This is a genomic window from Mesorhizobium sp. M0983 (genome assembly GCF_040318975.1).
In the GTDB taxonomy this organism is placed as follows: Bacteria; Pseudomonadota; Alphaproteobacteria; order Rhizobiales; family Rhizobiaceae; genus Mesorhizobium.
Genome location: NZ_JAMYNH010000003.1, coordinates 95804 through 109767 on the forward strand (window position 1 = coordinate 95804; position 13964 = coordinate 109767).

Consider the following 13964-nt stretch of genomic DNA (forward strand, 5'->3'; position numbering starts at 1 on the left):
GAGTGCAGATCGCAGCCGGCGTTGACCGGCGCTGCTTTTGCCTTTCTACCACTCCGGCGTCATCCTTCAAACGGCTGTTGCGCCGGCATCGAGGCCGGCGGCGAAATATTTTCATTGCTTCTCGGCAAATGCAGCAGGAATTTTCGCTGCGCTGGCTCAGGCCTTGCTCACTGCTAACGTCGTCGTCAGGTCTTCCATGCGCTGGGCCAACGCGCCGAGCGCCCCGGTCAGCACGGAATCGTTCTTGTCGGCCTTGGTCAGTGCGTCGTCGCGCGTCTTGCGCAGCGTCAGCACTTCGCTTTCCATGCCCTTGACCCGCTTTTGCAGTTCTGAAAGCTCGTCCATGACCATGATGCCGGCCATCACGGTCAGCCTCTGGTCGCCGATCTCGCCAAAAGAATCCTTCAGATGCGAGACATAGCGGTCGAAGCGCTCGGCAAGATCGATCAGATGCTCTTCCTGGCCCTCGTCGCAGGCCATCCGATACTGCTTGCCGTCGATGGAAACCGTGACTTGTGCCATTGGCCTACCTGTCCAGTACCGCGCGGATGGTCTCCATGGCTGTCACCAGCCTTCGCGACACTTCCTTGTTGGCATCTTCCAGCCGTTCGGCGCGGGCCTCGGAATTGTCGAGTTCCTGCGCCAGCCGCGAGCGGTCGGCGTTCATCCGCTGCACTTCGGCCTCGGCTTCCGAATAGTCCCGCTCGTGCTCGAGCTTGGCCGCGACGGCGTTTTCCAGCCCTTCGATGGCCTTACCCAGCCTGGCAATGACTTCCTTGAGGGTCGTTTCCCCGGTCATGGCTTTCGTCCTGCGCCCTGCCCATCACCGAATCATCCACGTTCAGAACGCGTTATCCCTGAAACATTACGCGCCGTGTGAACCGCACGTCAATAAAGCGATCGCGACTGTCCCCTGCTAACGCTAATGTAAGTGGTGCATGGCCATCACAAGACCGGCAAAAGCACACCGATTTGTTGACTAAAAGGCCGCGCCTGCTATGTGTCGCGCACCCTTTTCAAGGGCTTTCCCAAGGCCCAAACCCCCATTTTGGAGGAAGCATGACCTCGCGCGAACAACATGACCGGATGGCCAATGCGATCCGTTTTCTCGCCATGGACGCCGTCGAGAAGGCAAACTCCGGCCACCCCGGGCTGCCCATGGGCTGTGCCGACATCGCCACCGTGTTGTTCACCCGCTTTCTCAAATACGATCCGAAGAACCCGCATTGGCCGGATCGCGACCGCTTTATCCTGTCGGCCGGCCACGGCTCGATGCTGCTTTACTCGCTGCTCTATCTGACCGGCTACGAAGACATCACCATCGACCAGATCAAGCAGTTCCGCCAATTGGGGTCGAGGACCGCGGGCCACCCGGAATACGGCCATGCCGCCGGCATCGAGACGACGACGGGCCCACTCGGCCAGGGCCTTGCCAATTCGGTCGGTTTCGCGCTCGGCGAGCGCATCATGAATGCCGCTTTCGGCAACGATCTCGTCGACCACTACACCTATGTGCTGGCCGGTGACGGCTGCCTGATGGAAGGCGTGTCCCAGGAAGCCATCGCGCTTGCCGGACATCTGAAGCTGAACAAGCTGATCGTCTTCTGGGACAACAACAACATCTCCATCGACGGCCCAGTGTCGCTGGCCGACAACACCGATCAGGTCGCCCGCTTCCAGGCGTCCGGCTGGAACGCCAGCCATATCGACGGCCAGGACCCGGAAGCGATCGCCTATGCCATTGAAGCGGCCCGCCACTCCGACAAGCCGACGATGATTGCCTGCAAGACGACGATCGGCTTCGGCGCGCCGACCAAGGCCGGTACCAACAAGGCGCATGGCTCGCCGCTCGGCGCCGAGGAAATCGCCGGCGCCAGAAAATTCTTCGGCTGGGATTATCCGCCGTTCGAGGTTCCGGCCGATATCCTCGACGCATGGCGTACCGCCGGCCGGGCCGGCGTCAAGGCGCGCACCGACTGGGAAAGCCGCCTTGCCAAGGCCGACACCAAATTGCGCGGCGAATTCGAACGCCGCATCGGTGGCACGCTGCCGGCCAACTTCGATGCTGTCATTGGCGATTACAAGAAGAAGCTCGCCGCCGACAAGCCGAAGGTCGCCACCCGCAAATCGTCGGAAATGGCGCTGGAGGTCATCAACGGCGCCGTGCCCGAAACCATCGGCGGCTCGGCCGATTTGACCGGCTCCAACAACACCAAGACCAGCCAGACCAAGAACATCACTGCCGACGATTACGGCCAGCGCTATGTCCACTACGGCATTCGCGAGCACGGCATGGCGGCCGCGCTCAACGGGCTGACGCTGCATGGCGGCATTGTCGCCTATGGCGGCACCTTCATGTGCTTTTCCGATTATGCCCGTCCGGCGATGCGGCTTGCCTCGTTGATGGGCATCCGCTCGATCTTCGTCATGACCCATGATTCCATCGGCCTTGGCGAAGACGGCCCGACCCATCAGCCGGTCGAGCATCTGGCAGCACTTCGCGCCATCCCGAACCACAATGTCTTCCGCCCGGCCGACGCGGTGGAAACCGCGGAATGCTGGCAGCTGGCCATTGAATCGGAAAAGACGCCTTCGACTTTGGCGCTGACCCGGCAGAACCTGCCGACGGTACGCAACGACTTCGTTGCGGAAAACCTCTCCAGCCGCGGCGCCTATGAACTTGCCGCCGCAAGTGGCGAGGCGGCGGTGACAATCTTCGCTTCGGGCTCCGAGGTCGAGATCGCCCTGGCCGCGCGCGAGGCGCTGGAAAAGCACGGCCATGCTACCCGCGTCGTCTCGGTGCCGTGCTTCGAATTGTTCGACAAGCAGAGCGCCGACTATCGCAGCAGGATGATCGGCAATGCGCCGCTCAAGATTGCCATCGAAGCCGGCATCCGTCAGGGCTGGGATTATTTCATCGGCACCGAAGGCATCTTTATCGGTATGACCGGCTTCGGCGCCTCCGGCACGATCGAACAGCTCTATCCGCATTTCGGCATCACCGCCGAAGCAACGGTGAAGGCGGCGGAAGCCCGTCTGCACGGCAAATGAAATTAAGCCCCGATCCGCAAAGGCTGGCATAGCGGTTTTGCCGGCCGGCGGAGCACTAATCGATTTAAATCCGAGCCTCGGCGGCTGGATTCTTTGCCCGTCCGCCGTTATGAAGCTGCGGACTTGATCTTCGGCCCCCAACTCCCAGGGAGAGAACAATGACCGTCAGAGTTGCCATCAATGGATTCGGCCGCATCGGCCGCAACATCCTGCGCGCCATCCACGAATCCGGCCGCAAGGATATCGACGTCGTCGCCGTCAACGATCTCGGCCCGGTCGAGACCAACGCGCATCTGCTGCGCTTCGACAGCGTGCATGGCCGCTTTCCGCATGAGGTGACGGTTGACGGCGATCAGATCATCGTCGGCAAGGAAAAATTCAAGGTCACCGCGATCAAGGATCCGACGCAACTGCCGTGGAAGGAACTCGGCATCGACATCGCGCTCGAATGCACCGGCATCTTCACCGCCCGCGACAAGGCCGCCGCCCATCTGACCGCCGGTGCCAAGCGCGTTCTCGTCTCCGCTCCGGCGGAGGGGGCCGACCTGACCGTCGTCTATGGCATCAATCACGACAAGCTGACCAAGGACCACATCGTCATCTCGAACGCCTCCTGCACCACCAACTGCTTGGCGCCGCTGGCGGCCGTGCTGAATGAGGCCGTCGGCATCGAGAAGGGCATGATGACGACGATCCACTCCTATACTGGCGACCAGCCGACGCTGGACACCATGCACAAGGACCTCTACCGCGCCCGCGCCGCCGCGCTTTCGCAGATTCCGACCTCGACCGGTGCCGCCAAGGCCATCGGCCTGGTACTGCCCGAGCTCAAGGGCAAGCTCGACGGCATCTCCATCCGCGTGCCGACCCCGAACGTCTCGCTGGTCGATTTCAAGTTCATCGCCAAGCGGTCGACCACCGTCCAGGAAATCAACGACGCGGTAATCGCCGCTTCGAACGGCAAGCTGAAGGACATCCTTGCCGTCACTCGTCATCCCAATGTTTCTATCGACTTCAACCACGATCCGCACTCCTCGATCGTGGCGCTCGACCAGACGAAGGTCATGGACGGCAATTTCGTTTCGGTGCTGGCCTGGTACGACAATGAGTGGGGCTTCTCCAACCGCATGGGCGACACCGCTGTCGCCTTCGGCAAGACCATCGCCTGATCGCAGAACCATCTTCTCGACTTGGACAACGCCCGGCTCAGTCCGGGCGTTTTTCGTTGCAGCACGCCCCCCCGAGGCAGCCTCCGCTGCTCGGAGGTGCCAAAACATTCGACTATCGGCAGCGTAGGGCGAAAAGCCGCGCTGCTGCCTTGCAGCGGCCATGTCTTCGCCCCACTCTCCCGTGATGCCGGAGCATATCGACTAGGGGCGACCAACGAATGGAGCATGGTATCTATCTGGTGACGCTCGTTGGCGCAGCACTTGTCGTTGCCGCCGCGTTTTCGAGCCTGATCGCCTTCCGTTTCGGCGCCCCCCTCCTGCTGCTGTTTCTCTGCATCGGCCTTGCCACCGGAACCGACGGTCTCGGAATCCATTTCGACAATGCCCGATTTGCCTATTTTGCCGGCTCATTGGCGCTGGCGGTGATCCTTTTCGATTCCGGCTTCGGCACGCCGCTCAATGCCTTGCGGCAGGCGGCCGGGCCGGCGCTGTCGCTGGCGACCTTCGGCGTCCTTTTGACCACTGGCCTGTTCGGCGCCGCCGCCTATTATTTGCTCGACCTGACATGGCTGGAATCCTTCCTGCTCGGTGCCGCCGTCGCCTCGACCGACGCCGCGGCGGTGTTCTTCCTGCTGCGCGCCGGCGAGATCAATTTGCGCGAGCGCGTGCGTTCGACGCTCGAGGTGGAATCCGGCACCAATGACCCGATCGCCATCTTCCTGACCATCACGCTGGTCGAGGTCATCGCCGCCAACACCCACCCCGAGGCCAAGGTGCTGGTTACCGATCTTGCCGTCGGTTTCCTTGTCAACATGGGGCTCGGTGCGGTCATCGGTATTCTCGGCGGCATGGCCATCGTGCGCCTTGTCGATCGCCTCAATCTAGATCACGGCCTGCTGCCGATCTTCGTGCTGACGCTGTCGCTGATGGTGTTTGCCGCCGCCGGCGCCGTCGGCGGCTCCGGCTTCCTGGCGGTCTATCTCGCGGGCCTGATCGCCGGCAATTCCGATATCCGGGCTGTCACCATCCTCAAGCGCTTTCAGGACGGGATGTCGTGGTTGGCGCAGATCATCATGTTCCTGATCCTCGGCCTGTTCGCGACGCCTTCGCAATTTCCGGCGATCCTGGTGCCGGCGGTGCTGCTCGGACTGTTCCTGATATTTGTCGCACGGCCAGTCGCCGTCTGGCTATGCCTGGTGCCGTTCCGTCTGCCACGCCCGGAAGTCGCCTTTGTCTCATGGGTTGGCCTGCGTGGCGCCGTGTCGATCCTGCTTGCTATCACGCCGCTGCTCGGCGGTCTTGAGAACGGCCGCCTCATCTTCAACACCGCCTTCATCATCGTGCTGGTCTCTCTGGTCATCCAGGGATGGACCGTCGGGCCGCTGGCGCGCCGCCTCGGCCTTATCGTGCCGGCCCGCCTGGGACCGCTCGACAAGGTCGAATTGGAACTGCCGGGCTCCGCCCATCATGAGCTTCTTGCCTACCGTGTGGCACCCGGCAGCCCGGTGGCGCGGGGCGAACGCATTCCGCGCTGGGCGCGGCCGTCGCTTGTGCTGCGAGACGGACGCTCGATGCGCTTCCAGGATATGGGCCGGCTGGCGGCTGGCGATCATGTCTACATCTTCGTGCCGGACCGCTATCCGCGCCTGCTCGACAAGCTGTTCGCCAGCCGTGCCGTGGTCGATCCCGAGGATGCGGATTTCTTCGGCGCCTTTGCCGTCGATCCGTCACGCTCCGCCGAGGAACTGGAGACCGCCTACGCGCCGGGCCTGACCGAAGCGGAACGCAAGCTCACCATTGGCGATCTGGTCACGGCGCGGCTCGGCGGCCACGCCGAATATGCCGACCGCGTGCTGCTCGGTCCGATCGAGCTGATCGTCCGCGACGTCGACGACAAGGGCAGGATCACCGGCCTTGGCCTATCCTTCGAGCCGACCGCGCCGGTGGCACGCGTTCCGGTGTTCCTCAGCGCCGGCGAAATCCGCGACCGTATCGCCGCCTTCATCCGCAACCGGCGCAAGCCGGCCGAAGCGCGAGCGGTCGAGGCGGTGGCCGAAATGGAACCGGTTCCGCAGCCCGTGGTGGAAAAGACAACTGGCGAAGGCTGACCGCGTCGACCCGAGCCGCGGAGCCCTGCCGCGAGGCTGAAGAATGGTTCGGCAACTGGCGTGGCGAGTCCATGTGGTCCGACATCGCCGGAAATCATCCCGATCGGCCGGCTGCGAGGGCATCTGGCCGAACAGTCGCCAATTCTCCGTGGCTGTACGGCGCGCCATAGGGGGCAGCTTAATTGTTGCGGGCCGCAACGAACTGCGCCGCTTGTTTCAGAAGCGCGGCTTGTTCGCCATAGGGCTCGAGCAGCGCATGAGCTTGGTCGACGAGGCCATGGAGCTGGTCCCGCGCCCAGTCCGGTCCGTGCAGCGCGACCAGCGTCGCCTTGCCGGCCGCGGCATCCTTGCCGGTTGCCTTGCCCATCTGATGCGCGTCGGCGGTCAGGTCGAGCAGATCGTCGGCAAGCTGAAAGGCAAGCCCGATCGCCGAGCCGAATTCGGCCAGCCTTTCGCGGTCGCGCGACGGCGCGCCGGCAAGGATGGCGCCCGCTTCGCAGGCAAAGCGGATCAGCGCACCGGTTTTCATCGCCTGAAGCCGGATGATGCCAGCCTCGTCCGGCCGGCTTTGTTCGGCCTCGAGATCGAGCATCTGGCCGCCGACCATGCTGCCGGCCCCTGCGGCGCGGGCCAGCGCCAGCACCAGCGCTGCCCTGCGCTCGGCCGGCAGCATTGTCGCCTCGTCGGCAAGGATGTCGAAGGCAAGCGTCAGCAAGGCGTCGCCGGCAAGAATGGCGGTCGCTTCATCGAAAGCCCTGTGCACGGTCGGCTGGCCACGGCGCAAATCATCATCGTCCATGGCCGGCAGATCGTCATGGATGAGCGAATAGCAGTGCACGCATTCGAGCGCCGCCGCGACGCGCAGCGCCGGCTCGACGTCGGCTGAAAACAGTGCAGAACTTTCCATGACCAGGAAGGGGCGCAGTCGTTTGCCGCCGTTCAGCACGCCATGTCGCATCGCGGCCATCAGGCGTTCCGGCCGCGCGATCTCGCCTGAAAGCGTGCGCCCGTCGAGCAACCGCCTCAGCAGCGCCTCGAGTGGAACTGCCCGGGCAATAAGTGCAGCCTCGAACGCCATTTGGTCGTCTTTCGTCATGGTCGGGAGCGGTAGCCGACACTCAGACATTGCGCAAGAAGCCAAGCGCCATTATGCCGGGGGCAGGGAGTAGCGCGGATTGGGTGGCTTGGCGGAACCGATCGTCGATCACGAAACCGAAGGGTTGGACATGGCGAGACCGAGACGCGGCAGCCGCATCGGTCTTCAACGCTGGGTCCGGCGCGGCATCGCTGTCGCCATCGTGCTGGCGCTGATGCCGGTGGTGCTGACCTTTCTGTACCTGCCGTCATTCGTGCACCCGGTTTCGACATTGATGCTGAAGGACCTGGCGACGTTTTCCGGCTACGATCGGCGCTGGGTTTCTATCGACGATGTGGCGCCGGTGCTGGCATATTCGGTCATCATGTCGGAGGACGGGCAGTTCTGTTTCCATCGCGGCGTCGATCTAGGCGAGTTGCGCGGCGTCGTCGACGATGCGCTCGCCGGCGAGATGACGCGTGGCGCCTCGACCATCACCATGCAGACGGTAAAGAACCTTTATCTATGGTCGCGGCCGTTGGGCTCGGTCCGTAAGGTCGTCGAACTGCCGCTGGCCGTCTATTTCGATGCGGTGCTGTCGAAACGGCGGATCATGGAGATCTACCTCAACATCGCCGAATGGGGACCGGGCATCTACGGCATCGAGGCCGCCGCCCAACATCATTTCGGCGTCTCGGCAAAACAGCTGTCGCGCCGACAGGCAGCGCTGCTTGCCGTCACCTTGCCGAACCCGATCGTGCGCAATCCGGCGAAGCCCGGGCCGGGACTGAGGCGGCTTGCCGCGTTGATCGAACGGCGCGCGGGCCGCGCCGGCGCCTATGTCGGCTGCCTGCGATAGTGTCAAAAAAAAACACCGCGACGCTGGCCAAAACGCCATCGGGCGTGTATAGGCAGCCGACTTTCTCAGATTCCGGCCCCTGACGTGGCCCTTTCACGAGGGCCGCCGGGGCGTTTTGACCATGTAGTGGAGCATATCCATGGCCGTTCCGAAACGAAAAACCTCTCCGTCGAAGCGCGGCATGCGCCGTTCCGCCGACGCACTGAAGGCCCCGACCTATGTCGAGGACAAGAACTCCGGCGAGATGCGCCGTCCGCACCATATCGACCTGAAGACCGGCATGTATCGCGGTCGCCAGGTGCTGGAGCCGAAGGAAAGCTGAGACAGCTTTCGACGGTTTATTATTGCAAAAGACCGGCCACTGGCCGGTCTTTTTGCGTTCGTCGACAACTGATCGTGTCGACCGGGGCTGACATTGTTGTTTCACGCCGTCTTTGTCCGTGTTTATGGGCCGCACGAAAATTCTTGACGGCGAACGCCGGGCGCACTCTACAAAGATCAGTCCAACCGGAGCCGCCACATGTTCGGTGCCATTCCGCTGCTGATCGTGCCTTTCATTCTCTACAATCTCGGGCTTCTGGGAATATTCGGCAGCGGCGACGACCCGTGGGCGACCGAAATGTTTTCGGTCCGGATGATGTCGGGCGGGGTGTTCTCGATGACCCTCGGCGATCTCATCGTGCTGATCGCATTGATCTTCTTGTTCGTCGAAGTGGTGAAGTCGACGCGAACGACAAATGCCTCGATCATGGACCACCTTTTGTCGACCTTCGTCTTTGTGGCCTATCTGGTCGAATTCCTGCTGGTGAAGGGCGCCGCCCATTCCGTTTTCTTCACACTGATGGTCATAGCACTGATCGACGTGCTGGCCGGCTTTTCGGTGTCGATGCGGTCGGCCAGCCGCGACATCAACATGAATTAAGGATTCCGGCTCAGCCCGGGTCGGCGGTGAAGCCAGCCGCCTCGATGCCAGCGATGGCTGCCGTTTCATCATTGTCCGACGTATCGCCGGAAATGCCGACGGCGCCGATGATCGTGCCAGCCTTATCGCGGATCAGCACGCCGCCGACGACCGGCAGGACGCGTCCGCCCGACACGTCGGAGACGCCGGCTATCAGATGCGGGCGCTCCTTGGCGAAAGCCTCCACCCGGCGCGAGCCCATGCCGATAGCGAGCGCGCCATAGGCCTTGCCGGCCGACATTTGCGGACGCAGGAACGAGGCGCCGTCCTGACGCTGGAACGAGACCAGATGGGCGCCGGCATCGAGCACCGAGACGCCAAGCGGCCTGAGCTTGAGCTCGGCACCCTTGGCAAAGGCGGCGGCGATGATCTCAAGGGCTTTGTCGAGCGTCAGTGCGGTCATGGCCGCCTCCTAAACGCGCCAGTTATCAACCGGCAGAACAGATCGCGGTGAAAACTGTTCCGCGTACGAAACGAAGCAATGCGATCCAAGGAGCGCCGGCTTATTTCTTCTTGGCGCGGGACTTCTTCACCGGCGCCGGAGGCGCATTGGCCAGGTCTTCCGCTTCCTTGGCGAGGCGCAGCGCCCGCAGCTTGTTGGTTTTGGCCTGGCGAGCGTCGCTCTCGGCGACATATTCCGCCATGGCCTTCTGGCGCACCGTGGCTGCCTCTTCCTGTTTCTTGAAACGCAAATCGGCCCGCGCACGGGCAGTGTCCTTAGAGTTCTCGACCAAGAGCGTTATCCAATCCGGTAAATTATCTTCAGTCCCTTGATAGCAGAGCCAGCCCGCAATTGGGAAAATAAGTTGGTCATGGCGCCGGATCGCACCCGACTCGCTCCGCATTGCGGGCGATCACCGCATCGTATGCGGCCTGCAAGGTCGCGCGCACGGTGGGTCCAGATGGGGCGGGAGACGCACCTAGATGCTCGTGGCGCAACTCGTTCATGAACTTATCCCACATCGGCGGGCCGCCTTTTTCCAGAAGCTCGGCACGGATAGAGAGCTCTTCGCTGACCGGGAGCCAGACGCGGCCCCAGGCGCCGAGATGCGCCAGGATCGGCACCAGCGTAATAGCCATTTCGGTCAGGCTGTAGATCGCCTTCTGCTTGTGGGAGGGATCGTCCGCCTTGGTCAGCATGCTGAGCTCCATCAGCCGTTTCAGCCGGTCGGCGAGGATGTTGGAGGCGATGCCCTCCATCGAGCCATTGAGCAGCTCGCGAAAGTGGCGTCTGCCGCCGAAGATGATGTCGCGAAGGATGATCAGGCTCCACCGATCGCCGAACACTTCGAGCGACAGATTGATCGGACATCCGGACCGGCGATCGATGTTCATGCGAATCTCCAAAAACCGGTTGCATTATCGTATCGGTTTTAATATCGTGCAACCGATTGCAAATTGCAATCAGATTCGCGACCCGAGGAGGAAAGCCATGAGAAACGCCGAACACCCCGAAATCGTATCCCAGACGTTCGGCGATCCGGCACATCCGGCGGTATTGTTGATCATGGGCGCCATGGCTTCCATGCTCTGGTGGCCGGAAGCGTTTTGCCGGAAGCTGGCCGGCGAGGGTCGCTTCGTGGTCCGCTATGACAATCGCGATACCGGCCGTTCGACGAAATACGCGCCGGGCGAGCCGCCTTATACATTCGACGACATGGCGGACGATGCCATCCGCGTCCTTGACGACCAGGGAATCCGAAAGGCGCACGTGGTCGGCATGTCGATGGGCGGCGTGATTGCGCAGCTCGTTGCGTTGAAATACCCGTCGCGTGTCACTTCGCTTACGGTGATCAGCAGCTCGCCCTTGGGCATTGATACGTCGCATCTGCCCGGAACCACCGAGGCCTACAGGAAACATTCGGACGAAGGCGCGAAGGTCGACTGGTCTGACCGTGGCCAGGCGGTCGATTTCATCGTCAAGGACGCGTATGCGCTCACCGGCACCGCACGCTCATTCGACGAGCAGCGCACGCGGGCTTTCGTCGAACAGGATTACGACCGGTCCGGCGGCTTTCTAAGCGCCACCAATCATTTCATGCTCAAGAGCGGCGAAGATGGGAGCGGCGAAGATCGGAGCGGCCAGCACTGGACGGGGCGGCTGCACGAGATGAAGATCCCGCTCCTCGTTATCCACGGCACCGACGATCCGATCTTTCCAGTCGAGCATGGCGCCGCTCTTGCCGACGCGGTCGCCGGCGCAAGGCTGGTCCGGATCGAGAGCGGCGGCCACGAGCTGCATCCCGACGACTGGGCCGCGATCATCGATGCCATCGTCACCCACAGCCAAGCCAAATAGTACCAAGCCTGACCTCAACACCGAATTTCCGCGAGACGAACCACCCAAGGAACGACAACCAATGTCCCTGACTATGCATCTTCATCCACTGGCCTCCTTCTGCTGGAAGCCGCTGATCGCGCTCTATGAGAACGGCACGCCATTCACATCCGTTGTCGTCGATCTCGGCAATGAACAGTCGCGCGCGGCGTTTCTGAAATTGTGGCCGCTCGGCAAGATGCCGGTACTGCGTGATGAAGCGCTGGATCGGACCGTGCCGGAATCGACAATCGTCATCGAATATCTCAACGCGTATTATCCTGGGCCGGCCGAACTGATCCCCGCCGATGTCGATCTCGCTCGCCAGACCCGGCTCGCCGACCGCTTCTATGACTTCTACGTCCAGGAACCGATGCAGAAGATCGTCGGCGACCGGCTGCGGCCGGAGGGCAAGACCGATCCGTTCGGCGTCGAGCAGGCGCGCGCCCAGCTGCGCAGCTCCTACGCCGTCATCGAACAGGACATGCAGTCGAGGACATGGGCGGTGGGCGGGAGCTTCACCATGGCCGACTGCGCCGCCGCCCCCGCGCTGTTCTACGCTAACAAGGTCGAGCCGTTCGGCGACAAATATCCTGCGGTGAGGCGCTATCACGACCGGCTGCTGCGGCGCCCGTCGGTTGCCCGTGTGATCGAGGAAGCGCAGCCCTATTTCAAGCTCTTCCCCTACAACAACGGCTAGAGAGTGGTTCATCGTTTCACGGAAACGCCGAACCGCTCGATCCTTTTGTTTTTTGCGCAATTCCGGACGGAAAACCGTTTCACACTTTTCCTGGAATTGCTCCAGGCCCGAGGCTGCACGAGCTGCCCGACGCGCGGACGACGCCTCTCAGCTTCCGGGTGAACCGAGCTGCTCTGCATCCCAGAACTGGTCGAGCCAGATGTTGAGCTTTAGGAAGCCGGCATTGCTGACCGTATAGACGCGCCTGGTGCCTTCCGGCTTGGCGTTGACCAGCCCGGCATCAAGCAGCACCTTCAGATGCTGCGAAACGGCCGGGCGGGACACCGGCAAGCCAGAGGCCAGTTCGTTGACGGTCTTCGGTCCGCGCCGGAGCTCTTCCAAGAGATAGCGCCGGTTGGGATCGGCAATCGCCATGAAGGCGTCGGAAAGCATCATGCCTTATTTGTGGGGCAAAGCGTCTCGAATCTCAACCGTCGGTTTCAGCTTTTCTGCGCGGGTCGAGCCGCAACGCTTCCGGCGTCACCGAGCGGTCGGCCGGCTGGGTCTTGAAGGCATCGCGGCCTTCGATTGGCACCGGCGCGCGACGGCTGATGCGCAGCAGCGTATAGGCGGCCAGGCAGAGATGCGCCAACGCAGTAGCCAGGAACAGCCCCTCGGGACGCATCCAGCCCATCAGGCCGGCGGCCAGCAGCGGGCCGATCATCGTGCCGAAGCCATAAAGCAGCAGCAGGCCGCCCGACACTTTGACGAAGTCTTCCGATCGGGCATGGTCGTTGGCATGCGCCACCGCGATCGAATAGAGCGTGTAGGCGAAGGCGCCGTAGGCGGCGGTGCAGACGATAACGAAGACGCCGGAGCGCGGTTCGAACAGGAAGATGGCGATGGCGAACAGCGCAGCGCCGAAAGCCGCGCCCGCCAGCACGAAACGACGGTCCGTCGTGTCGGAGAGCCGCCCGGCCGGAAGCTGCATGGCGGCGCCGGCGATGACCACCAGGCTCATCATGAGCGCGATCTCGGCCGTCGAGATGCCGATGCGAGCTCCATAAACGGCACCAAGCGTGCCCCAGGCGCCGTTGGCGATGCCGATCAGCACGCAGGCGATCGCCGACACCGGCGAATTGACGTAGAGCCCTTTGACGTCAAGCGACACGTCCTGCAGCGGCTTGGGGTGCGACGCCGTCGAGACCGCCGTCGGGATCAGTGATAGGCAAAACAGAATGCCGGTGATCATGAATAGCGACGCCGATTTCACATCGCCGCCGGCAACGATCATCTGACCGCCCATGATCGAGGCATAGGTGACCATCATGTAGAGGCCGAAGACGGTGCCGCGGTTTTCGTTGGTGGCCTTCTCGTTCAGCCAGCTTTCGATGACCATGAAAGCACCGGCCATGGTGAAGCCGGTGAAGGCGCGCAGCAGGATCCAGGTATATTCATCAATGATCAGGCCGGTGAGCAGTGCGACGATCGCTCCCGATGCGGCAAAGGCGCCGAAAGCCCTGACATGACCGGCGCGGCGCACGATGCGTGGCGCAAAGAAGCAGCCGGTGACGAAGCCGCCGGCCCAAGCCGTGCCCATCAGGCCGAGCGATGCGGTCGAGAAGCCCTCCACCTGGCCGCGCAGCGGCAACAGCAGCCCGTGCAGCCCGGATGCCGCCAGCAGGAACGCGGTGCCGCGCAGCAGCGAGAGGATCGGTCTGTAGCTTGCGAACATTGTTCAATCC

At 62.7% G+C, this 13964-nt stretch carries 16 protein-coding genes; 8 read left to right on the top strand and 8 right to left on the bottom strand.

The features are described 5' to 3' along the window. Positions 1-156: 156 nt before the first annotated feature. Both NKH71_RS06940 and NKH71_RS06945 read right to left on the bottom strand, forming a co-directional pair. The gene (locus NKH71_RS06940; protein WP_023720959.1) at positions 157-522 is read right to left on the bottom strand and encodes a cell division protein ZapA; all 366 of its coding nucleotides are present in this window, start codon (positions 520-522) and stop codon (positions 157-159) included. Between the two features lie 4 nt (positions 523-526). Beyond that, positions 527-799 carry a DUF4164 domain-containing protein gene (locus NKH71_RS06945; protein ID WP_006200774.1) on the bottom strand — a complete coding sequence of 91 codons (273 nt, stop codon included), beginning with the start codon at positions 797-799 and terminating at the stop codon, positions 527-529. A gap of 260 nt (positions 800-1059) precedes the next feature. On the opposite strand from NKH71_RS06945, the gene tkt reads away from it, so the two are divergent. From tkt to NKH71_RS06960, 3 genes are all read left to right on the top strand, one after another. After that, positions 1060-3051, top strand: a complete 1992-nt coding sequence (tkt, locus tag NKH71_RS06950; protein ID WP_352480874.1) for a transketolase — start codon at positions 1060-1062, stop codon at positions 3049-3051. A 158-nt stretch (positions 3052-3209) separates the two neighbouring features. Then, complete coding sequence (gap, locus tag NKH71_RS06955; protein ID WP_023720961.1) at positions 3210-4220, top strand: type I glyceraldehyde-3-phosphate dehydrogenase; 1011 nt, start codon at positions 3210-3212, stop codon at positions 4218-4220. A gap of 218 nt (positions 4221-4438) precedes the next feature. Then, positions 4439-6328, top strand: a complete 1890-nt coding sequence (locus NKH71_RS06960) for a potassium/proton antiporter (protein ID WP_023720962.1) — start codon at positions 4439-4441, stop codon at positions 6326-6328. Positions 6329-6506: 178 nt separating this feature from the next. On the opposite strand, the gene NKH71_RS06965 is transcribed toward NKH71_RS06960, so the two are convergent. Then, positions 6507-7424 carry a polyprenyl synthetase family protein gene (locus NKH71_RS06965; RefSeq protein WP_352640176.1) on the bottom strand — a complete coding sequence of 306 codons (918 nt, stop codon included), beginning with the start codon at positions 7422-7424 and terminating at the stop codon, positions 6507-6509. Positions 7425-7503: 79 nt separating this feature from the next. On the opposite strand from NKH71_RS06965, the gene NKH71_RS06970 reads away from it, so the two are divergent. From NKH71_RS06970 to NKH71_RS06980, 3 genes are all read left to right on the top strand, one after another. Further along, positions 7504-8262 (top strand): transglycosylase domain-containing protein, encoded by a 759-nt coding sequence (locus NKH71_RS06970; RefSeq protein WP_031194544.1) that lies wholly within the window; start codon positions 7504-7506, stop codon positions 8260-8262. Between the two features lie 139 nt (positions 8263-8401). Continuing rightward, positions 8402-8584 (top strand): 50S ribosomal protein L32, encoded by a 183-nt coding sequence (rpmF, locus tag NKH71_RS06975; RefSeq protein WP_006203806.1) that lies wholly within the window; start codon positions 8402-8404, stop codon positions 8582-8584. A gap of 198 nt (positions 8585-8782) precedes the next feature. After that, on the top strand, positions 8783-9184 hold the full coding sequence (locus tag NKH71_RS06980) for a hypothetical protein (RefSeq protein ID WP_023720966.1): 402 nt from the start codon (positions 8783-8785) through the stop codon (positions 9182-9184). A gap of 10 nt (positions 9185-9194) precedes the next feature. On the opposite strand, the gene NKH71_RS06985 is transcribed toward NKH71_RS06980, so the two are convergent. The 3 genes from NKH71_RS06985 to NKH71_RS06995 form a co-directional block, all read right to left on the bottom strand. Then, complete coding sequence (locus tag NKH71_RS06985) at positions 9195-9626, bottom strand: GlcG/HbpS family heme-binding protein (protein ID WP_023720967.1); 432 nt, start codon at positions 9624-9626, stop codon at positions 9195-9197. Between the two features lie 100 nt (positions 9627-9726). Beyond that, positions 9727-9957 (bottom strand): hypothetical protein, encoded by a 231-nt coding sequence (locus tag NKH71_RS06990; RefSeq protein WP_023720968.1) that lies wholly within the window; start codon positions 9955-9957, stop codon positions 9727-9729. Between the two features lie 76 nt (positions 9958-10033). Then, positions 10034-10558, bottom strand: coding sequence for a winged helix-turn-helix transcriptional regulator (locus NKH71_RS06995; protein ID WP_023720969.1), 525 nt, complete (start codon positions 10556-10558; stop codon positions 10034-10036). Positions 10559-10655: 97 nt separating this feature from the next. Here NKH71_RS06995 and NKH71_RS07000 point away from each other — a divergent pair, with 97 nt between their 5' ends. Both NKH71_RS07000 and NKH71_RS07005 read left to right on the top strand, forming a co-directional pair. Continuing rightward, positions 10656-11522 (top strand): alpha/beta fold hydrolase, encoded by an 867-nt coding sequence (locus tag NKH71_RS07000; protein ID WP_352480878.1) that lies wholly within the window; start codon positions 10656-10658, stop codon positions 11520-11522. A 61-nt stretch (positions 11523-11583) separates the two neighbouring features. Continuing rightward, a complete protein-coding gene (locus tag NKH71_RS07005; RefSeq protein ID WP_352480879.1) occupies positions 11584-12240 on the top strand; it encodes a glutathione S-transferase family protein in 657 nt (218 codons plus the stop codon). Positions 12241-12387: 147 nt separating this feature from the next. Here NKH71_RS07005 and NKH71_RS07010 read toward each other — a convergent pair whose 3' ends face one another. Next, positions 12388-12675, bottom strand: coding sequence for an ArsR/SmtB family transcription factor (locus NKH71_RS07010; RefSeq protein ID WP_023720972.1), 288 nt, complete (start codon positions 12673-12675; stop codon positions 12388-12390). A 31-nt stretch (positions 12676-12706) separates the two neighbouring features. Continuing rightward, positions 12707-13954, bottom strand: a complete 1248-nt coding sequence (locus NKH71_RS07015) for an MFS transporter (protein WP_352480880.1) — start codon at positions 13952-13954, stop codon at positions 12707-12709. Positions 13955-13964: the final 10 nt, after the last annotated feature.

What these genes read in the sequence shown, in the direction of transcription:
- NKH71_RS06965 (WP_352640176.1), bottom strand. Translation starts at nt 7,424, where the DNA reads ATGACGAAAGACGACCAAATGGCGTTCGAGGCTGCACTTATTGCCCGG.
- NKH71_RS06940 (WP_023720959.1), bottom strand. Translation starts at nt 522, where the DNA reads ATGGCACAAGTCACGGTTTCCATCGACGGCAAGCAGTATCGGATGGCC.
- NKH71_RS06960 (WP_023720962.1), top strand. Translation starts at nt 4,439, where the DNA reads ATGGAGCATGGTATCTATCTGGTGACGCTCGTTGGCGCAGCACTTGTC.
- NKH71_RS07010 (WP_023720972.1), bottom strand. Translation starts at nt 12,675, where the DNA reads ATGATGCTTTCCGACGCCTTCATGGCGATTGCCGATCCCAACCGGCGC.
- NKH71_RS06995 (WP_023720969.1), bottom strand. Translation starts at nt 10,558, where the DNA reads ATGAACATCGATCGCCGGTCCGGATGTCCGATCAATCTGTCGCTCGAA.
- NKH71_RS07005 (WP_352480879.1), top strand. Translation starts at nt 11,584, where the DNA reads ATGTCCCTGACTATGCATCTTCATCCACTGGCCTCCTTCTGCTGGAAG.
- NKH71_RS07015 (WP_352480880.1), bottom strand. Translation starts at nt 13,954, where the DNA reads ATGTTCGCAAGCTACAGACCGATCCTCTCGCTGCTGCGCGGCACCGCG.
- NKH71_RS06980 (WP_023720966.1), top strand. Translation starts at nt 8,783, where the DNA reads ATGTTCGGTGCCATTCCGCTGCTGATCGTGCCTTTCATTCTCTACAAT.
- tkt (WP_352480874.1), top strand. Translation starts at nt 1,060, where the DNA reads ATGACCTCGCGCGAACAACATGACCGGATGGCCAATGCGATCCGTTTT.
- NKH71_RS07000 (WP_352480878.1), top strand. Translation starts at nt 10,656, where the DNA reads ATGAGAAACGCCGAACACCCCGAAATCGTATCCCAGACGTTCGGCGAT.
- rpmF (WP_006203806.1), top strand. Translation starts at nt 8,402, where the DNA reads ATGGCCGTTCCGAAACGAAAAACCTCTCCGTCGAAGCGCGGCATGCGC.
- NKH71_RS06945 (WP_006200774.1), bottom strand. Translation starts at nt 799, where the DNA reads ATGACCGGGGAAACGACCCTCAAGGAAGTCATTGCCAGGCTGGGTAAG.
- gap (WP_023720961.1), top strand. Translation starts at nt 3,210, where the DNA reads ATGACCGTCAGAGTTGCCATCAATGGATTCGGCCGCATCGGCCGCAAC.
- NKH71_RS06985 (WP_023720967.1), bottom strand. Translation starts at nt 9,626, where the DNA reads ATGACCGCACTGACGCTCGACAAAGCCCTTGAGATCATCGCCGCCGCC.